This window comes from Dokdonella sp. (genome assembly GCF_035511235.1).
GTDB lineage: Bacteria > Pseudomonadota > Gammaproteobacteria > Xanthomonadales > Rhodanobacteraceae > Dokdonella.
Genome location: NZ_DATKFQ010000035.1, coordinates 15,294 through 30,678 on the forward strand (window position 1 = coordinate 15,294; position 15,385 = coordinate 30,678).

General features: G+C 71.7%; 11 protein-coding genes. 5 read left to right on the forward strand and 6 right to left on the reverse strand.

Annotated elements, in window-relative coordinates; translation table 11 throughout:
• Positions 1-132: 132 nt before the first annotated feature.
• From VMR06_RS14360 to VMR06_RS14375, 4 genes are all read right to left on the reverse strand, one after another.
• Positions 133-1,131 carry an OmpA family protein gene (locus VMR06_RS14360; RefSeq protein ID WP_325377477.1) on the reverse strand — a complete coding sequence of 333 codons (999 nt, stop codon included), beginning with the start codon at positions 1,129-1,131 and terminating at the stop codon, positions 133-135.
• Between the two features lie 133 nt (positions 1,132-1,264).
• A complete protein-coding gene (locus tag VMR06_RS14365; RefSeq protein ID WP_325377479.1) occupies positions 1,265-4,129 on the reverse strand; it encodes a serine/threonine-protein kinase in 2,865 nt (954 codons plus the stop codon).
• Between the two features lie 28 nt (positions 4,130-4,157).
• Positions 4,158-4,724 (reverse strand): ECF-type sigma factor, encoded by a 567-nt coding sequence (locus VMR06_RS14370; RefSeq protein WP_325377481.1) that lies wholly within the window; start codon positions 4,722-4,724, stop codon positions 4,158-4,160.
• A gap of 118 nt (positions 4,725-4,842) precedes the next feature.
• Positions 4,843-6,420, reverse strand: coding sequence for a hypothetical protein (locus VMR06_RS14375; protein ID WP_325377483.1), 1,578 nt, complete (start codon positions 6,418-6,420; stop codon positions 4,843-4,845).
• Positions 6,421-6,628: 208 nt separating this feature from the next.
• Between VMR06_RS14375 and VMR06_RS14380 the strand changes: the two genes are divergently transcribed.
• From VMR06_RS14380 to VMR06_RS14395, 4 genes are all read left to right on the forward strand, one after another.
• Positions 6,629-7,513 (forward strand): type II secretion system protein N, encoded by an 885-nt coding sequence (locus VMR06_RS14380; RefSeq protein WP_325377485.1) that lies wholly within the window; start codon positions 6,629-6,631, stop codon positions 7,511-7,513.
• 22 nt (positions 7,514-7,535) lie between these two features.
• The gene (gene gspD, locus VMR06_RS14385) at positions 7,536-9,602 is read left to right on the forward strand and encodes a type II secretion system secretin GspD (RefSeq protein WP_325377487.1); all 2,067 of its coding nucleotides are present in this window, start codon (positions 7,536-7,538) and stop codon (positions 9,600-9,602) included.
• Complete coding sequence (gene gspE / locus VMR06_RS14390; protein ID WP_325377489.1) at positions 9,599-11,077, forward strand: type II secretion system ATPase GspE; 1,479 nt, start codon at positions 9,599-9,601, stop codon at positions 11,075-11,077. Before gspD ends, gspE begins: the two co-directional genes overlap by 4 nt.
• 267 nt (positions 11,078-11,344) lie before the next feature.
• Positions 11,345-12,415, forward strand: a complete 1,071-nt coding sequence (locus VMR06_RS14395; RefSeq protein WP_325377491.1) for a 3-deoxy-7-phosphoheptulonate synthase — start codon at positions 11,345-11,347, stop codon at positions 12,413-12,415.
• 10 nt (positions 12,416-12,425) lie between these two features.
• Here the strand turns inward: VMR06_RS14395 and VMR06_RS14400 are convergent, their stop codons facing one another.
• Positions 12,426-13,352, reverse strand: a complete 927-nt coding sequence (locus tag VMR06_RS14400; RefSeq protein ID WP_325377493.1) for a TrmB family transcriptional regulator — start codon at positions 13,350-13,352, stop codon at positions 12,426-12,428.
• A gap of 179 nt (positions 13,353-13,531) precedes the next feature.
• Here VMR06_RS14400 and VMR06_RS14405 point away from each other — a divergent pair, with 179 nt between their 5' ends.
• Positions 13,532-13,942: a VOC family protein gene (locus VMR06_RS14405; RefSeq protein ID WP_325377495.1), complete on the forward strand. Its 411-nt coding sequence runs from the start codon at positions 13,532-13,534 to the stop codon at positions 13,940-13,942.
• 10 nt (positions 13,943-13,952) lie between these two features.
• On the opposite strand, the gene glmU is transcribed toward VMR06_RS14405, so the two are convergent.
• On the reverse strand, positions 13,953-15,332 hold the full coding sequence (gene glmU, locus VMR06_RS14410) for a bifunctional UDP-N-acetylglucosamine diphosphorylase/glucosamine-1-phosphate N-acetyltransferase GlmU (RefSeq protein ID WP_325377496.1): 1,380 nt from the start codon (positions 15,330-15,332) through the stop codon (positions 13,953-13,955).
• Between the last annotated feature and the right edge of the window lie 53 nt (positions 15,333-15,385).

A 15,385-nucleotide genomic window follows, 5' to 3' on the forward strand; every position in this document is an offset into this window, starting at 1 on the left:
ATCCGCACAGGCCGCGCCCATGTCGTGCCGCATCGGTCGCGGACCGATCGAGGCCTCCGGCTTCAGCGGCGGCCCCTGTTGCGTCGATGCGCAGCCCGTACGGCGAAAGCGCGCGTCGCCCGTGTGCTGCCGCTAGCGGCGGCGGATCAGCTCGACGCGCCGGTTCTTGGCGCGGCCGTCCTCGTCGTCGTTCGACGCGACCGGCTGGTCGGCACCGGCGCCGCGCGCCTCGAGCCGTGACCGGTCCACGCCCTGCCCGACCAGCCAGGCGGTCACGCGCTCGGCACGCCGCCGCGACAGATCGCGGTTGTAGGCCGCGCCGCCCTGCGCATCGGTGTGGCCGACGATCGTCAGGTCCAGATCCGGATCGGCCTGCAGCAGCCGCACGATCTCCTGCAGCGTCGGCTGCGAATCGGCGCGCAGGCTGTCGCGGTCGAAGTCGAACTGGATCCCGTACAGACTCACCCGTCCGCTGTCGGCGATGCCGCGCCGCATCGCATCGGCGTCGACGAAGGCGATCTTGTCCGCTTCCATGCCGCGCGTCTGGACGACACGGGCGAACAGGTAATTGCCGCGCGCGTGCTCGGCGATCGTCAGGCTGACGTAGACCGTGCCGTCCGGGCCGTCGCGCCGCGCCAGCAGATGGCGCGCCTGCGTGCCGAAGTAATTGCGGATGAAGTCGCCGTCGAGCCGCGGCAGTTCCGGATTGGCGTCGAACGCGAGCGCGAAATCGTACGGCGCGGTGCCGGTCGTGCGGCCCGGCCGTGCCCGGTAGCACGAACCGTTGCCGGTCGCGCAGGTGAACAGCGTACGGAAGCCGCCGCGCTCGAGACTGCCCTGGTAGTTGCGCAGCACCTCCAGCGACGAGCGGCCGGCCGGCAGGCGGTAGTACAGCAGCGTGCTTGCGCCTTCCAGGCGCAGCCAGCCGGGTGCATCGGGGCCGCGCGTGCCGTCGATCGGGCCGGCGATCAGCTCGACCTCGTCGAACTCGGTGACGTAGCGGCCGACCTGCTCGGCTCCTTCGTAGCGGCCGAGCAGCGGATGGTCGCCGCCGTCGGCAGCCGCGGCGATGCCCACCGATGCGGCCATCAGAGCGGCCAGCCAGCGGCCGTATTGACGTATTGCCTTCATGTCGTGTCCTCGTCGGATGCGCCCCGGCGGGCGATGCGGCGACGCTCGCGCCGCCGGTCCGATCAGGCATACGAGCTGCGGCGCCCGGCGCAGACATCGCGCGGCGCCGCGCGGGCCGCGCGTGAGGCGGCCCTCAGGAAAAGCTGTTGATGCCGACGTAGCGCGGCACCTGGTCGCGCTGGCTGATGCGCTTGAGACCCTCCTCGGCCTGGCGCCGGCGTACCGGATCGATCGGCGCCGCGCCGGTCCGGCGCGCGAGCTCGTCGAGTATCAGGTCGAGCTGCCAGACGACCGGCTTGTCCTCGGTACCGAGCGCCGTGACCAGCAGCGGCCGCAGCGCGGCCATGCGCTCGAGCGCCGCGGCGCCGCCGTCGGCGAGAACCTCGACCCAGGCGCGATGGATGCGGCTGCGTACGCTGCGGCGGTGGTCGGCACCGAGCACGCCGCTGAACGTCGCCACGGCGCGGTCGAGGTGTTCGCGCGCGCCCGCATAGTCGCCGCGCAGCAGGCGGCAGCGGCCGAGACTGTCCTCGGCCTCGGCGACGCTGGGGTTGCCGGCGCCCTCGGTACTGGTCGCCAGCGCGTCGGCGCGCGCGGCCTCGAGCACCGGCTCGGCCGCATCGCAGTCGCCGGCCTGCAGCCAGAACTCGCCGATCACCCATTGCAGGCGGCCGCGCGCGAACGAGGGCTCGCGCATCGCCTCGGCGATGTAGGCGCGCGTCTCGAGCACGAGCGGCCGCGCCACCTCGGGCCGCAGCGCGTAGGTCGCCAGCTTGGCCTTGACCAGGCCGATCTCGATGCGGTCGCGCGGATCGTCCACGCCGCTGCCGACGACCGCACGCAGGTTCGCGTCGATCGCGTCGAGCGCCTCGACGTAGCGTCCGTCGGCCGCGTAGGCCTGCGCGAGTTTGCTGCGCGCGGTCATCGTATGGCCGGAACTCGCGCCGAGCAGCGCCTCGTACTGGCCGATCAGCGGCTCGAGCACGGCGACCGCCTGCGCCGATTCGCCGGTGCGGATGTAGACCGTGCCGATGTTGAGCCGGCTGCTCAGCTGCTGCAGCCGGGTGCTGCCGGGCGCGTCGCGCAGGATCGCCTCGGCGCTGCGGAACGCCTCGAGCGCGCCGTCCAGATCGCCGCCGTCGAGCAGCGTGTAGCCGAGGTCGGTGAGCATCTCGCCGTAGCCGCCGCTGGCGACCACGCCGCTGCGCTGGTACAGCGCGATCGCCTCGCGCAGGCCGGCCTCGGCTTCCTGCATGCGGCCGAGCCGGTTCAGCGCGGCCGAGCGCATCGCCAGCAGGCGTCCGTAGAACGGTTCGCCGCCGATCTCGACGCCGCGCGCGCCCTCCAGGTCGCGCTCGACCAGGGTCAGCGCGTCGTCGAAGCGATAGGTCTCGTAGTAGGCGTTGGCCAGCGCCAGCACGCGCGTCAGATAGACCGGATCGCTGCGGTCGCCGCGCTCGCGCAGCAGCGCCACCGCGCGCTCGTGGAACGGCACCGCACGCTCGTGCAGGGTCAGGCTGCTGTAGACGTCGCCGAGCTGGCCGGACAGCTCGGCCTGCGCCGGCGGATCGTCGGGGAAGTATTCGCCGATGCGCTCGCCGGCGCGGTCGAGCAGCTGCATCGCGGTCAGCTTCTCGCCGTCGGTGTTCTCGGGCGTGTTGGCATCGAAGATGTCGCGCATGAAGCTCAGCGTGGTCTCGGCGCGCACGCGCTGCCGGTACTCGCGCTCGGCGCGGTGGATCGCATAGGCGCTGCTGAGCGCGAGCCCGGCGGCGAGCACGACCGTGACCGCGACCGCCGCGCGGTTGCGCCGCACGAACTTGCCGAGCCGGTAGCCGAGGCGGTTGCCGGACACGCGCACCGGATCGCCGGCGCGCCAGCGCCGCAGATCCTCGGCGAAGGCCTCGACGGTCGCATAGCGGCGCTCGGGCTCCTTGGCCAGCGCGGTCTCGACGATGCGGCCGAGATCGCCGCGCACGTCGGCGCGGTAGGCGCGCAGCGTGGTGTCGCGTGCGGCCAGCCGGCCGGCCGGATCGCACTCGCCGCGTGCCGCGTCGGCGGGACGGACGATCGCCGCCGCCAGCGCCTGCGGCGGCGTCTCGCGCACGACGCGCTCGCTCGCGACCAGGTCGCCCCGGTCCAGCGTGTACGGCAGCACGCCGGCGACGAGCTGGTACAGCAGCACGCCGAGCGCGTAGATGTCGGTCGCCACGCCGGCGGTCTCGCCGCCGAACTGCTCCGGCGCCGCGTACTCGGGCGTCAGCGCGTAGCGCAGACCGATCGTGGTCTGTGCGCCCGGGCCGCCGTCGTCGCCGGCCAGCAGGCGCGCGATGCCGAAATCGAGCAGGCGCACCTGGCCGCCGTCGTCGACCAGCACGTTGGCGGGCTTGAGATCGCGATGCACGACCAGCTGCGCATGCGCATGCTGCACGGCCGCGCAGACATCGAGAAACAGCCGCACGCGCGCGCGGATGCCGAGCCGCTGGCGGTCGCACCAGGTGGTGATCGATTCGCCGCGGACGAACTCCAGCGCGAACCACGGACGGCCGTCCGGCGCGACGCCGCCGTCGATGAAGCGCGCCAGGTTCGGATGCGAGAGCCGCGCCAGGATGCGCCGCTCGCGCAGGAAGCGCGCGGCGACGTCGTCGAAATCGAAACCGCGCCGGATCAGCTTGATCGCGACGGTCTGCGCGAAGTCGGCGTCCTCGCGTTCGCCGCGATAGACCACACCCATGCCGCCGCGGCCGATCTGCGCCGAGACCACGAACGGACCGAGCCGCGTGCCGACCAGCGCGTCGGCCCGATCGTCGGCGGCTGCCGCCGGCGCATCGGACCGCGCCGCGTCGAGGCTGTCGGCCTCACGCAGCAGTGCGGCGACGCGCGCCCGCAGCGAGATGTCGTCGCCGCAGCGGCCGGCGACGAATGCGTCGCGCTGGTCCGGCTCGGCGTCGAGCGCATCGCGCAGGATGCGCACGGCCAGGCGATCGCGCTCGTTCACGGGCCTGCGCGCGCCGGCGCCGGGCCGCTCATGGCTCGAGCCGTTCCTTGAGCCAGGCACGCGCGGCGATCCAGTCGCGCTGCGCGGTACGCTCGGCGACGCCGAGCGTCGCGGCGACCTCGGCCACGCCCAGGCCGATGAAGTAGCGCAGCTCGACGACCTTGGCCATGCGCTCGTCGAACGCCGCGAGCTCGTCGAGCGCGCTGTCGAGATGGGCCAGATCGGTCCCGTCCGGGATCGGCAGCTCGAGCGCGGCGGTGAAGTCGTCGCGCAGCCAGCCGCCGCCGTGCTTGTCGGTGCGCGCCGCGCGCGCGCGGTCGACCAGGTTCTGGCGCATCATCCGCGCCGCCGCATTGAGCAGGTGCGCGGTGCTCTGGAAATCGGCCGCGGGCCGGTCGAGCAGGCGCAGCAGCACGTCGTGGACCAGCGCCGTGGTCTGCAGCGTCGTGTGGCCGCTCTGGCCGCGCAGCTGACTGGCCGCGATCCGCCGCAGGTCCGCATAGACCAGCGGCAGCAGGCGCTCGAGGGCCGCCTTGTCGCCTTCGCGCCATCGAACCAGCCATCGGGTGACGCTGTCGCCGGTCGCCTCGCTCATGCGCCGAAGGTAGCGTTTCGGGCCGGCCGCTGCCAAGCCGGGGTGCACACCCCGGCCCGGCCGGCGCCGGCCCGACCGCGCCGGCGCCCGAACGATGTCGCCGATCGGGCATGCAGGCCTACTCGTGTCCGTAGCGGAAGATCGTGTCGTCGACGAAGCCCTCGGGCGCGATCCGCGACGTGAAGTACATCTTCTGCCAGGTGCCGACCGTGTCGTCCTTGGCCCAGCCGGCGGTCACGAAGCCGCCGTTGGGGCCGGCCACGATGTCGCCGAAGATCGCATCGCCCGAGGCAATGCCCATGACCCGGAACGACAGGAAGCTGCCGCTCAGCGCGTTGACGACGGCCAGCTGCGGATCGTCGACCAGGTCCGGATCCCAGTAGCCGGCGATGCCGAGGTTGGCGCCGCTGCGCGTGATCGCGCGCGGAATCGTCGGACCGAGATTGACCGTGCAGCCGGCGCCGCAGCCGCCGAACACGATCTTGCCGCCGGAGCCGAACTCGCTGTTGAGGCCGCCGCTCGCGTTCAAACGGGCCACGCCGACGCCGTTGCTGAACTGGCGCGCCACGCTGGCGACAAGGTAGACGTCCTCGGCCGAGCCGACATTGGGAAACGTGCCGGTCAGGTGGTAGTCGGTCTGCATCGCGACCGCGCGGTCCTCGCTGTTGCCGCCGTTGTCGAACGGGACGCAGGTGATGCCGTTGGTGCCGAAGCTGGTGTCGAGCGTGCCGTTGTCGTTGAAGCGCGCCACGCACGGATCGTGATCGCCGCTGTTGTTGTACTTCTTCGTGAAGGACACGTAGAACTTCGGCGAGATCTGCACCGTCAGGCTCTTGGCGTAGTCGAGCGCGATGCCGGTGATCGGGCAGAAGCCGCCGATCTGCGCCGCCGAGCAGCCACCAGCGGCGGTCGGCAGCGTGAACACCGGCGCGCCGTTGCCGCCGAAGGTCGAGTTGAAGCTCAGCGTGCCGTCACTGTTGATGTTGAAGCGCGCGGTCCAGAACTTGGTCCACCAGCCGCCGGCCGAGTTGCCGCCGAGCAGGGTCAGCCTGGTGCCGGAGATCGCCATGTCGCGCGCATTGTTGTAGACGTCGTTGTCCGGATGGATGAACCACCAGCCGACGAAGCGGCCGGTGTCGGCGAACGCGATCACCGCCGGCCGGTACTTCTCGAGGCCGTCGACGTACTTGTCGTCGACCAGCACGTAGATGATGCCGTTGCGCTGCGCGATCGCGGCGACGTTGGTGACCTTCGGCGAGTTGGCCGCACCGTTCGGATAGACGATGTACTGGTTCGCGTTGTGGCCGAAGGGCGCGCTGATGGCCGGCCAGGTCACGCGGCGGCCGGACGGGCTGTAGCGGACGATGCCGAGCTGCTGATCGCCCGATCCGGCCGGGATCATGCCGGCGACGACGACGTCGCCATTGGACAGGCGCAGCAGCTTCTGGCCTTCGTAGGCGGCATTGGACGTGCCGGCGAAGCGGTCGACCGAGATGCCGCCGACGCCGAACGAAGGATCGTAGACGAAGTCGTTGGCACCGGCCGGCTGCTCCGGCTCGAACGCCGGGGCGTCGAGCGGCTTGGGCTGGGCGACGGCGGCGCCGGCCGCGAGCGCGAGCATCCAGCCGGCGAGGACGAGGATGCGGCGGCCGGACCGCGCCGGACCGGAACGCGTCGAATCTGAGGCGATGTTCATTGCGTGGGCTCCTGCACTTCCAAAGACGAGCCGCCTGCCGTCCAGGGGAGAACGAGCGCGGCGGTACTGACCCCTTCGCCCTCGGATACGCGAAACCCCGCCGCGATCAGACACGAGGTCCCGGCGCCGGGCGCAGCGGCCGTGCCGCGGCTTTGCTACGCTTGGGCGTCTTTGTCGCCGGGGCGGGTTTCAGGGGATGGTCGGACCGATGTCCAGCGTCGATCGCGAGCGCTACGCCGGGCTCGGCGCCGCCGCGGCCTGCCTGATCCTGGCGGCAGTCGCGCTGTGGCTGCTGGCACGTCTGGTCTGGCTGCTGCTGGCCGGACCGCCGCCGGCGCCCGACGCGCCGGTCGCCAGCAGCGCGGCCGCGCCGGCGGCGCCGGTCTCGATCGCGCAGTGGCACGTCTTCGGTACGCACGAGCGGATGCGGCCGGACGGCCGCATCGCGCCGGCCACGACGCTGGCGCTGACGCTGCGCGGCACGCTCGCCGACGCCGATCCGCGCGCCGGCGTCGCCGTCATCGGCGACGGCCAGGGCGGCGAACGCGCCTGGCGCGCCGGCAGCGAGATCGCGCCGGGCGTGCGCCTGCAGTCGGTCCACGCCGACTACGTGATCCTGCTGCACGACGGTGCCGAGGAGACGCTGCGGCTGCCGCGCGAGGCGCCGCTGGCGCCGGCCGACATCGTCAAGCCGACACCGGCCACGGTGCGCGGCGGCGAGCGGCGGCCCGCGTTCCCGGCCGATCCGCCGGCCGCCGCGGCGACGTTCACGCCGCCGCAGATGGCGCACGGGGCGGTCGACTGGCAGCAGGCGATGACCCAGCTCAAGGGTGGCGCCGATCTCGCCGGCCATCTGCAGCCGGTTCGCGAGAACGGCCGCGTCGTCGGCGTGCAGGTCGCCGGCCTCGATCCGGCATTGCTGGCCCGCTACGGGCTGCAGCCGGGCGACGTCGTCACCGCGATCAACGGCGTGGCGGTCGGCTCGGCGACGCCGAGCCCGCAACTGCTCGCCACCCTCCAGAGCGGCGGCAGCATCCGTGCCCGCGTGCTGCGCAACGGCCAGCCGGTCGAACTCAACCTGAGCCTGCAATGATCCCGACCATGAGTCTTCCGCGATGATCCGCGCCGCGCGCCTTCGTCCGCTTCTTCTCGCCGCCGCCGCGATCGCCGCCGCTGCCGCCGCCCAGAACCCGCCCGCGGCGCCGGCGGCCGCCGCGCCGCCGCCGGGGCATACGACCACCGCCGACGGCCGGCACACGCTGAACCTGCGCGATGCCGACATCCAGGCGCTGATCGCGACGGTGTCGGAGATCACCGGCAAGAACTTCATCATCGGGCCGAACGTGCAGGGCAAGGTCAACGTGGTCTCGGCCCAGCCGATGCGGCCCGACGAGATCTACGACGTGTTCCTCTCGGTGCTGCGCGTGCACGGCTATGCGGCGCTGCCGGCCGGCAGCATGGTCAAGATCCTGCCCGAAGCGATGGCGCAGCAGGACGCCACGCCGGCGGCGACGCGCAGCGGCAGCGCCGACGAGCTGGTCACCCAGGTGGTGCCGGTCCGCCACGTCTCGGCCAACGAGCTCAGCGGCGTGCTCAAGCCGCTGATGTCGCCGGGCGCCCAGGTGATCCCGCATGCCTCGTCCAATGCGCTGGTGGTGTCCGACCGCGCCGGCAACGTGCAGCGGCTGGTCGCGCTGGTGCAGCGCATCGACACGGTGTCCGACGCCGAGGTCGAGGTCATCCCGCTCGGCCACGCCAATGCCTCGGAGCTGGCACGCACGCTGACCCTGCTCGCCGACGACAAGAACGCGCAGGCCAACGGCGATGCCGCGCGCGTATTCGCCGACACGCGCACCAACTCGGTGCTGCTGTCCGGCGCCAAGAGCACGCGGCTGCGCCTGCGCGCGCTGATCGCGCATCTGGACACGCCGATCGAGAGCGGCGGCGATACCCAGGTGGTCTATCTGCGCTATGCGACCGCCAAAGACCTGGTGCCGATTCTCGAGAAGGTCGCCGCAACGCTGAGCGGCGTCGCCCCGCCGCAGCCGCGCGAGGGCGAGGCCGGCTCGTTCGGCGCCGGCGCATCGCCGGCGACGATCCAGGCGCACGACCAGACCAATGCGCTTGTGATCAGCGCACCGCCGGCGATCTTCCGCTCGCTGGCCTCGGTCGTGCGCCAGCTCGACGTGCGCCGTGCGCAGGTGCTGATCGAGGCGGTCATCGCCGAGGTCGCCGACTCGACCGCCAGCGAAATGGGCGTGCAGTGGTTCACCGCGCCGCAGCGCGACGACGGCTCGATTGGCCAGGGCGTGATCGGCGGCACCAACTTCGGCGGCCCCAACGGCACCTCGAGCCTGATCGGACTGGCGACCAATCCGCTCGGTCTCGCCGGCGCGGGCGGCCTCTCGCTCGGCTACGTCGACGGCACGATCAGCCTCGGCGGCGAGGAGATCCTCAATCTCGGCGCGCTGGTGCGCGCGCTGCGCGGCGACGGCAAGAACAACATCCTGTCGACGCCGTCGATCCTCACCCTCGACAACGAGGAGGCCGAGATCAAGGTCGCCCAGGAAGTCCCGTTCCTGACCGGCCAGTACACCAACACCTCGACCACCGGCGGCGCCAACCTGCCGACCAATCCGTTCCAGACGATCGAGCGCAAGGACGTGGGCATCGTGCTCAAGGTGACGCCGCAGATCAACGAAGGCAATTCGGTGCGGCTCAACATCCACCAGGAGGTCTCCTCGCTCGCGCAGCCGGTCTCCGGCGCGGTCGACCTGATCACCAACAAGCGCGAACTGACCACGACCGCGCTGATCGAGGACCGCTCGATGCTGGTGCTCGGCGGCCTGATCGACAACAACGTCACCGACTCGACCTCGAAGGTGCCGGCGCTGGGCGACATCCCGCTGATCGGCAACCTGTTCCGCTATCGCTCCAACCGCAGCGACAAGCGCGACCTGATGGTGTTCCTGCGCCCGCAGATCCTGCGTGACGCGGCGGTCGAGGCGTCGGTGTCGAGCGAGAAGTACAACTACATGCGCACCGAGCAGCTGCAGATGCGCAGCGACCGCCAGGCGCTGACGCCGCGCGAGCGCCGCCCGCTGCTGCCGGAAGTGCACGACTTCCTGCAGACGCCGGCGCTGGAGCCGGTACCGCCGGCGCCGCGCGGAGAGCGCCGGTGAATCCGGCGCCGCCGGCGCGGCCGGGCTTCGGCTACGCGCGCCGCCACGGCGCGACGCTGGCCGGCTGGAACGAGGGCGTCGCCGAGATCGCCTGCCGCCCCGGCGTGCGCGCCGAGGTGCTCGCCGAGCTGCGCCGCCACCTCGGCGTACCGCTGAAGCTGACCACGCATGCACCCGACGCGTTCGAGCGGCTGCTGCGCACGCTCTACGAGCAGGGCGACGACGCGCGCACGATGGTCTCGGACCTCGACGACACGGCCGACCTCAAGGCGCTGGCCGACGATCTGCCGGAACCGGAGGATCTGCTCGAGAGCGACGACGACGCGCCGATCATCCGGCTGATCAACGCGCTGCTGACCGAGGCGGTCAAGGAAGGCGCCTCGGACATCCACATCGAGCCGTACGAGAACCGCCTCGTCGTGCGCTTCCGCATCGACGGCGTGCTGCGCGAGGTGCTGGCGCCGCAGAAGGCGATCGCCGCCGCCGTGGTCAGCCGCATCAAGGTCATGGCGCGGCTGGACATCGCCGAGAAGCGCCTGCCGCAGGACGGCCGCATCGGCCTGCGCATCGCCGGCCGCCCGGTCGACGTGCGCGTATCGACGATTCCGGCCGGCCGCGGCGAACGCGTCGTGCTGCGCCTGCTCGACAAGCAGGCCGGCAAGCTCGACCTGGCCCAGCTCGGCATGGACGAGGCCGGCCGGGGCAAGCTGGAGGATCTGATCGCGCGCCCGCACGGCATCGTGCTGGTGACCGGACCGACCGGATCGGGCAAGACCACGACGCTGTACGGCGCGCTGCTCAAGCTCAACGACACTTCGCGCAACATCATGACGGTCGAGGACCCGATCGAGTACTACATCGACGGCGTCGGCCAGACCCAGGTCAATGCGCGCGTCGACATGACCTTCGCGCGCGGACTGCGCGCGATCCTGCGCCAGGATCCGGACGTGGTCATGGTCGGCGAGATCCGCGACCTGGAGACCGCCGAGATCGCCGTGCAGGCCTCGCTGACCGGCCATCTGGTGCTGTCGACGCTGCACACCAACTCGGCGGTCGGCGCGATCGCGCGTCTGCGCGACATGGGCGTGGAGCCGTTCCTGCTGGCCTCGAGCCTGGTCGCGGTGCTCGCGCAGCGGCTGGTGCGCACGCTCGATCCGGCCGAACGCGAACCCTATCAGGCCACACCAGCCGAACTGGCCGCGTTCGGCCAGCCGGCCGACAGCGTCGTCACGCTGTATCGCCCGCGTGCCGGACTCGACAGCCGCCATGCCGGCTACAAGGGCCGCACCGGCATCTACGAGCTGGTGCCGGTCGACGACACGCTGCGCCGGCTGATCCACGAGGGCGCGTCGGAAGCCGAGATCGAACGCCATGCGCGCAGCCGCAGCGCCTCGATCCTCGAGGACGGCTGGCGCAAGTGCCTGGCCGGCCTGACCTCGACCGAGGAAGTGCTGCGCGTGACGCGCGAGGATTAGCGGACGCACGATCCGCGGCCCGGCGCCTGCCGCCGCGCCACCCCCTGTCACCGCGGTTTTGCAGCCGCCCGCCAGCCGTGCTATCAATGGCCGCCATGCAGACGCGCAACGCCACCGGCTTCTTTTGGTATTACGACTTTCCGATGCCACCGGCGGAGGAAGGAGCGCGTTCGACCTGAGGCATCCCCTCAAGACGCATCCCGAAGCCGCCAGCGAACCTGGCGGCTTTTTTGTTGCCCGCTTTTCCGCCGCTCCCGAGAGACTCCGATGGCACCGCAGACCGACGACCTCCGTATCCAATCGATACGCCCCTTGCTGACGCCGGCGAGCCTGCTCGACGAACTGCCGTGCGACGCGGCCGCATCGGCCACCGTGGCCAACGGCCGCGCCGCGCTGCACGCGATCCTCGGCGGCCGCGACGACCGGCTCGCGGTCGTGATCGGTCCGTGCTCGATCCACGATCCAGACGCCGCGCTCGACTACGCGGGCCGCCTGCGTCCGCTGCGCGAGACGCTCGGCGACGCACTGGAGATCGTCATGCGCGTCTACTTCGAGAAGCCGCGCACCACAATCGGCTGGAAGGGCCTGATCAACGATCCGGATCTGGACGGCCGATTCGACATCAACAAGGGGCTGCGCATCGCGCGCAGCCTGCTGCGCGAGATCAACCGCATCGGACTGCCGACCGGCGTGGAATTTCTCGACGTGATCTCGCCGCAGTACCTGGCCGACCTGGTGGCCTGGGGCGCGATCGGCGCACGCACGACCGAGAGCCAGGTCCATCGCGAGCTCGCCTCGGGCCTGTCGTGTCCGGTCGGCTTCAAGAACGGCACCGACGGCGACGTCAAGATCGCGGTCGACGCGGTCAGCGCGGCCGCGCATCCGCATCATTTCCTGTCGGTCACCAAGCAGGGCCGCAGCGCGATCGTCACCACGCACGGCAACCGCGACTGTCACGTGATCCTGCGCGGCGGCCGCCGGCCCAACTACGACGCGGCCAGCGTCGAGGCCGCCGCCGACCTGCTGCAGCGCGCCGGCCTGCCGGCGCGGCTGATGATCGATGCCAGCCACGCCAACAGCGGCAAGGATCCGGACCGGCAGCCGGTCGTGATCGACGAGGTCGCGCGGCAGATCGAAGCGGGCCAGACGCGCATCGTCGGCGCGATGGTCGAGAGCCACCTGGTCGGCGGCCGCGAGGATCTCGTCCCCGGCCGCACGCCGACCTACGGCAGGAGCATCACCGACGGCTGTCTCGGCTGGGATGCGTCGGTGCGCGTGCTCGAGCGGCTGGCCGTCGCGGTGCGCGAACGGCGCGCGATGCGGACCCGGGCGGCCTGAGCACGCCCGCTCAGTCGACGCGTGCGCCCGACGTCGGCCAGGCGCGGATCTGGGCGAGATCCGGCAATGCGCGCGCCCATAGCGTCTCGAAGCCGCTGGCGAGCTCGCCGGCGAGATCCTGGTCGTGCACCAGCAGCGAAGCCAGGCGGCCGTCACCGGCGAACGGATGATCGACCGCCAGCACCACCTGCTCCTCGTCGATCAGATGGAACGGATGGCCGATCTCGGCGCAGTAGCGCAGGGCGGCGGGCTCGGGCAGCAGATCGGCGAACGTACTCAGGAACCGGCGCACCGCGGCACCGTCGCGACGGCCGAAGCCGATCATCACGCGATGCTCGAATCCGCTGCGGCGGCGGCTGCCGGCAATCAGGCGCAGCACGTCGAAGCCGGTCTCGCGGACCTGCTCGATCGCACGCAGATCGCCCGGCTCCAGGTACGACAGCACGCACCGGCGCGCCGCGGCGAGACGGCTGACGTGGCGCTTGACGTGACTCTCGCTGCCGAGCGCCATGTCGGCGCGGCGCTCGCCACCGGCCAGCCGGTGCGGCAGGCGCGCCAGCGCGTCGCGCAGCCCGTCGATGCGCCGCACCGCCTGCTCGGCGCGCTCGCGGCCCTGGGCGGTCAGCCGGTCGGCCAGCAGATCGGCCGGCAGCGCCTGGTACAGGCGCGGACGCGAGCGGCGGATGTCGACCAGGCCGTCGCGGCCGAGCGTCTCCATCGCCGCGTAGATCTTCGAGGTCGGGATATCGCCGTCGCGGCACAGCGTGGCGGCATCGGCGACGCCGTGCACGGCCAGCGTGACCAGGGCGCGCTTCTCGTAGCTGCCCAGACCGGCCTCCTCGAGCAGCGCGAAATCGGACCAGACGACGCGCGCCGCATTGCGGCCGGACACCGCGCCGCGAGCCGAGCCGCGGCTCGGCACAGACGCTCCGCTCACGATCGATGCCCCGGCTCCGGAACGCACGGCGCTGTCGTCGCACGGCCCCGTGCCGACAGCCGTCTCGCCCGTGACCGGCACCTCGCGTCTGATCGGCACCTTTCTACTCCTGAAAGTAGATGAAACCGCGCGCAGTATCGGCCGATACTGGCCGTCCCGACAACGCCAGGAGTACCGCCGTGACCGATCCGCGCCCCCGTTCCGTGATGCCGCTGCGCTACGTCGAGTCGGTCGACGCGACGCGCCTGTTCTATCTCGAGGCGCTCGGCTTCGAGTCGCTGATGGGCATCGTCGGCAAGGACGGCGCGCTCGACTTCGCGATCGTGCAGCGCGAGGGCGCGATGCTGATGCTGTCGCGTCCCGAAGAGGCCGGCACGACGCAGGGCCCGCTGTCGATCTACATCGAGGTCGGCGACGTCGACGCCTATCACGCCGAACTCGTCGCGCGCGGCGTCGCGGTCGCCGAACCGCCGGCGACGCAGTGGTGGGGCGATCGCACGTTCTCGGTGATCGATCCGGCCGGCGACGCGCTGTGGTTCTGGCAGACGGTCGGCCCGATCGATCCGCCGCCCGGGGTGACGGTGATCTGAGCGCGGGGCGTCAGGCCGGCTTCTTGGTGGGCCGCTTCCAGCCCGGCACGATGGCCTGGCGTGCGCGCGCGATCGTCAGCGCGCCGGCCGGCGCCTCCTTGCTGATGACCGATCCGGCGCCGATCGTCGCGTCCTTGCCGACCGTGACCGGCGCGACCAGGGCGGTGTTCGAACCGATGAAGGCGCCGTCCTCGATCCGCGTCGTCGACTTGTTGACGCCGTCGTAGTTGCAGGTGATCGTGCCGGCGCCGATGTTGACGCCGGCACCGACCTCGGCGTCGCCGAGATAGGTCAGGTGATTGGCCTTGGAGCCGGCGCCGATCCGCGCCTTCTTGGTCTCGACGAAGTTGCCCACGTGGGCGCCCTCGGCCAGCTCGGTGCCCGGGCGCAGGCGTGCGAACGGACCGATCGTGCACGGCCCCAGCGTGACGACGCCGTCGAGGTCGCAATGCGCGCGCACCTCGGTGCCGGCCGCCAGATGCGAATCCTTGATGCGGCAGAACGGACCGATGCGCACGCCGTCGTCGAGCTCGACCTGTCCTTCGAGGATCACGTCGATGTCGATCTCGACGTCGCGGCCGACACGCACGTCGCCGCGCACGTCGAAGCGCACCGGATCGGCGAAGCGCACGCCGCGCGCGGCCAGATCGGTCGCGCGCAGGCGCTGGTAGAGCCGCTCCAGCGCCGCCAGCTGCCACGGATCGTTGGCGCCGAACACTTCCTGCGGGTTCAGGCACAGGCTCGCCTCGGCCGGCTGGCCCTCGTCGTTGGCCTGCGCGTAGACGTCGGTCAGGTAGTACTCGCGCTGCGCGTTGGCGTCGGTCAGGTTGTTGATCCACACGCGCAGCCGCCGCGCATCGGCGGCCAGGATGCCGCTGTTGACCCAGGTGATCGCGCGCTGGTCGGGCGTGCAGTCCTTTTCCTCGATGATCGCGCGCACCCGGCCGATGCCGTCGCGCACGACACGGCCGTAGCCGTACGGATTGTCGAGCTGGGTCACCAGCGCCGCCAGCGGCGCGCGGATCGCCAGCAGTTTGCGCAGCGTGTCCACGCCGATCAGGGGCACGTCGCCGTACAGCACCAGCACGCGCGCGTCCTCGGGCACGCCCGGCATCGCCAGCTGTACCGCGTGACCGGTGCCGCGCTGCTCGGCCTGCTGGACCCAGGTCAGGTCGCCGAGGTCGGTCGTGTGCGCGCGCACCTGCTCGCCGAGGTGACCGTAGACGACGTGGATGCGCGCCGGCTGCAGCGCGCGCGCCGAGTCGAGCACGTGCGCCAGCATCGGACGGCCGGCCAGCGGCATCAGCACCTTGGCGCGCGCGGATTTCATGCGCTTGCCCTCGCCGGCAGCGAGGATGACGACGTGCAGCGGGGCTTCGTTCTCGGACATGGCGGGCCTTTGCTGGATCCTTCGGGGACGGGAGCGCCGGGCGAGCGCGGCGC

Bases quoted from the DNA above. Each gene is read 5' to 3' on its own strand.
- VMR06_RS14360 (WP_325377477.1), bottom strand. From the start codon at position 1,131: ATGAAGGCAATACGTCAATACGGCCGCTGGCTGGCCGCTCTGATGGCC.
- VMR06_RS14370 (WP_325377481.1), bottom strand. From the start codon at position 4,724: ATGAGCGAGGCGACCGGCGACAGCGTCACCCGATGGCTGGTTCGATGG.
- VMR06_RS14375 (WP_325377483.1), bottom strand. From the start codon at position 6,420: ATGAACATCGCCTCAGATTCGACGCGTTCCGGTCCGGCGCGGTCCGGC.
- VMR06_RS14380 (WP_325377485.1), top strand. From the start codon at position 6,629: ATGTCCAGCGTCGATCGCGAGCGCTACGCCGGGCTCGGCGCCGCCGCG.
- gspD (WP_325377487.1), top strand. From the start codon at position 7,536: ATGATCCGCGCCGCGCGCCTTCGTCCGCTTCTTCTCGCCGCCGCCGCG.
- VMR06_RS14395 (WP_325377491.1), top strand. From the start codon at position 11,345: ATGGCACCGCAGACCGACGACCTCCGTATCCAATCGATACGCCCCTTG.
- glmU (WP_325377496.1), bottom strand. From the start codon at position 15,332: ATGTCCGAGAACGAAGCCCCGCTGCACGTCGTCATCCTCGCTGCCGGC.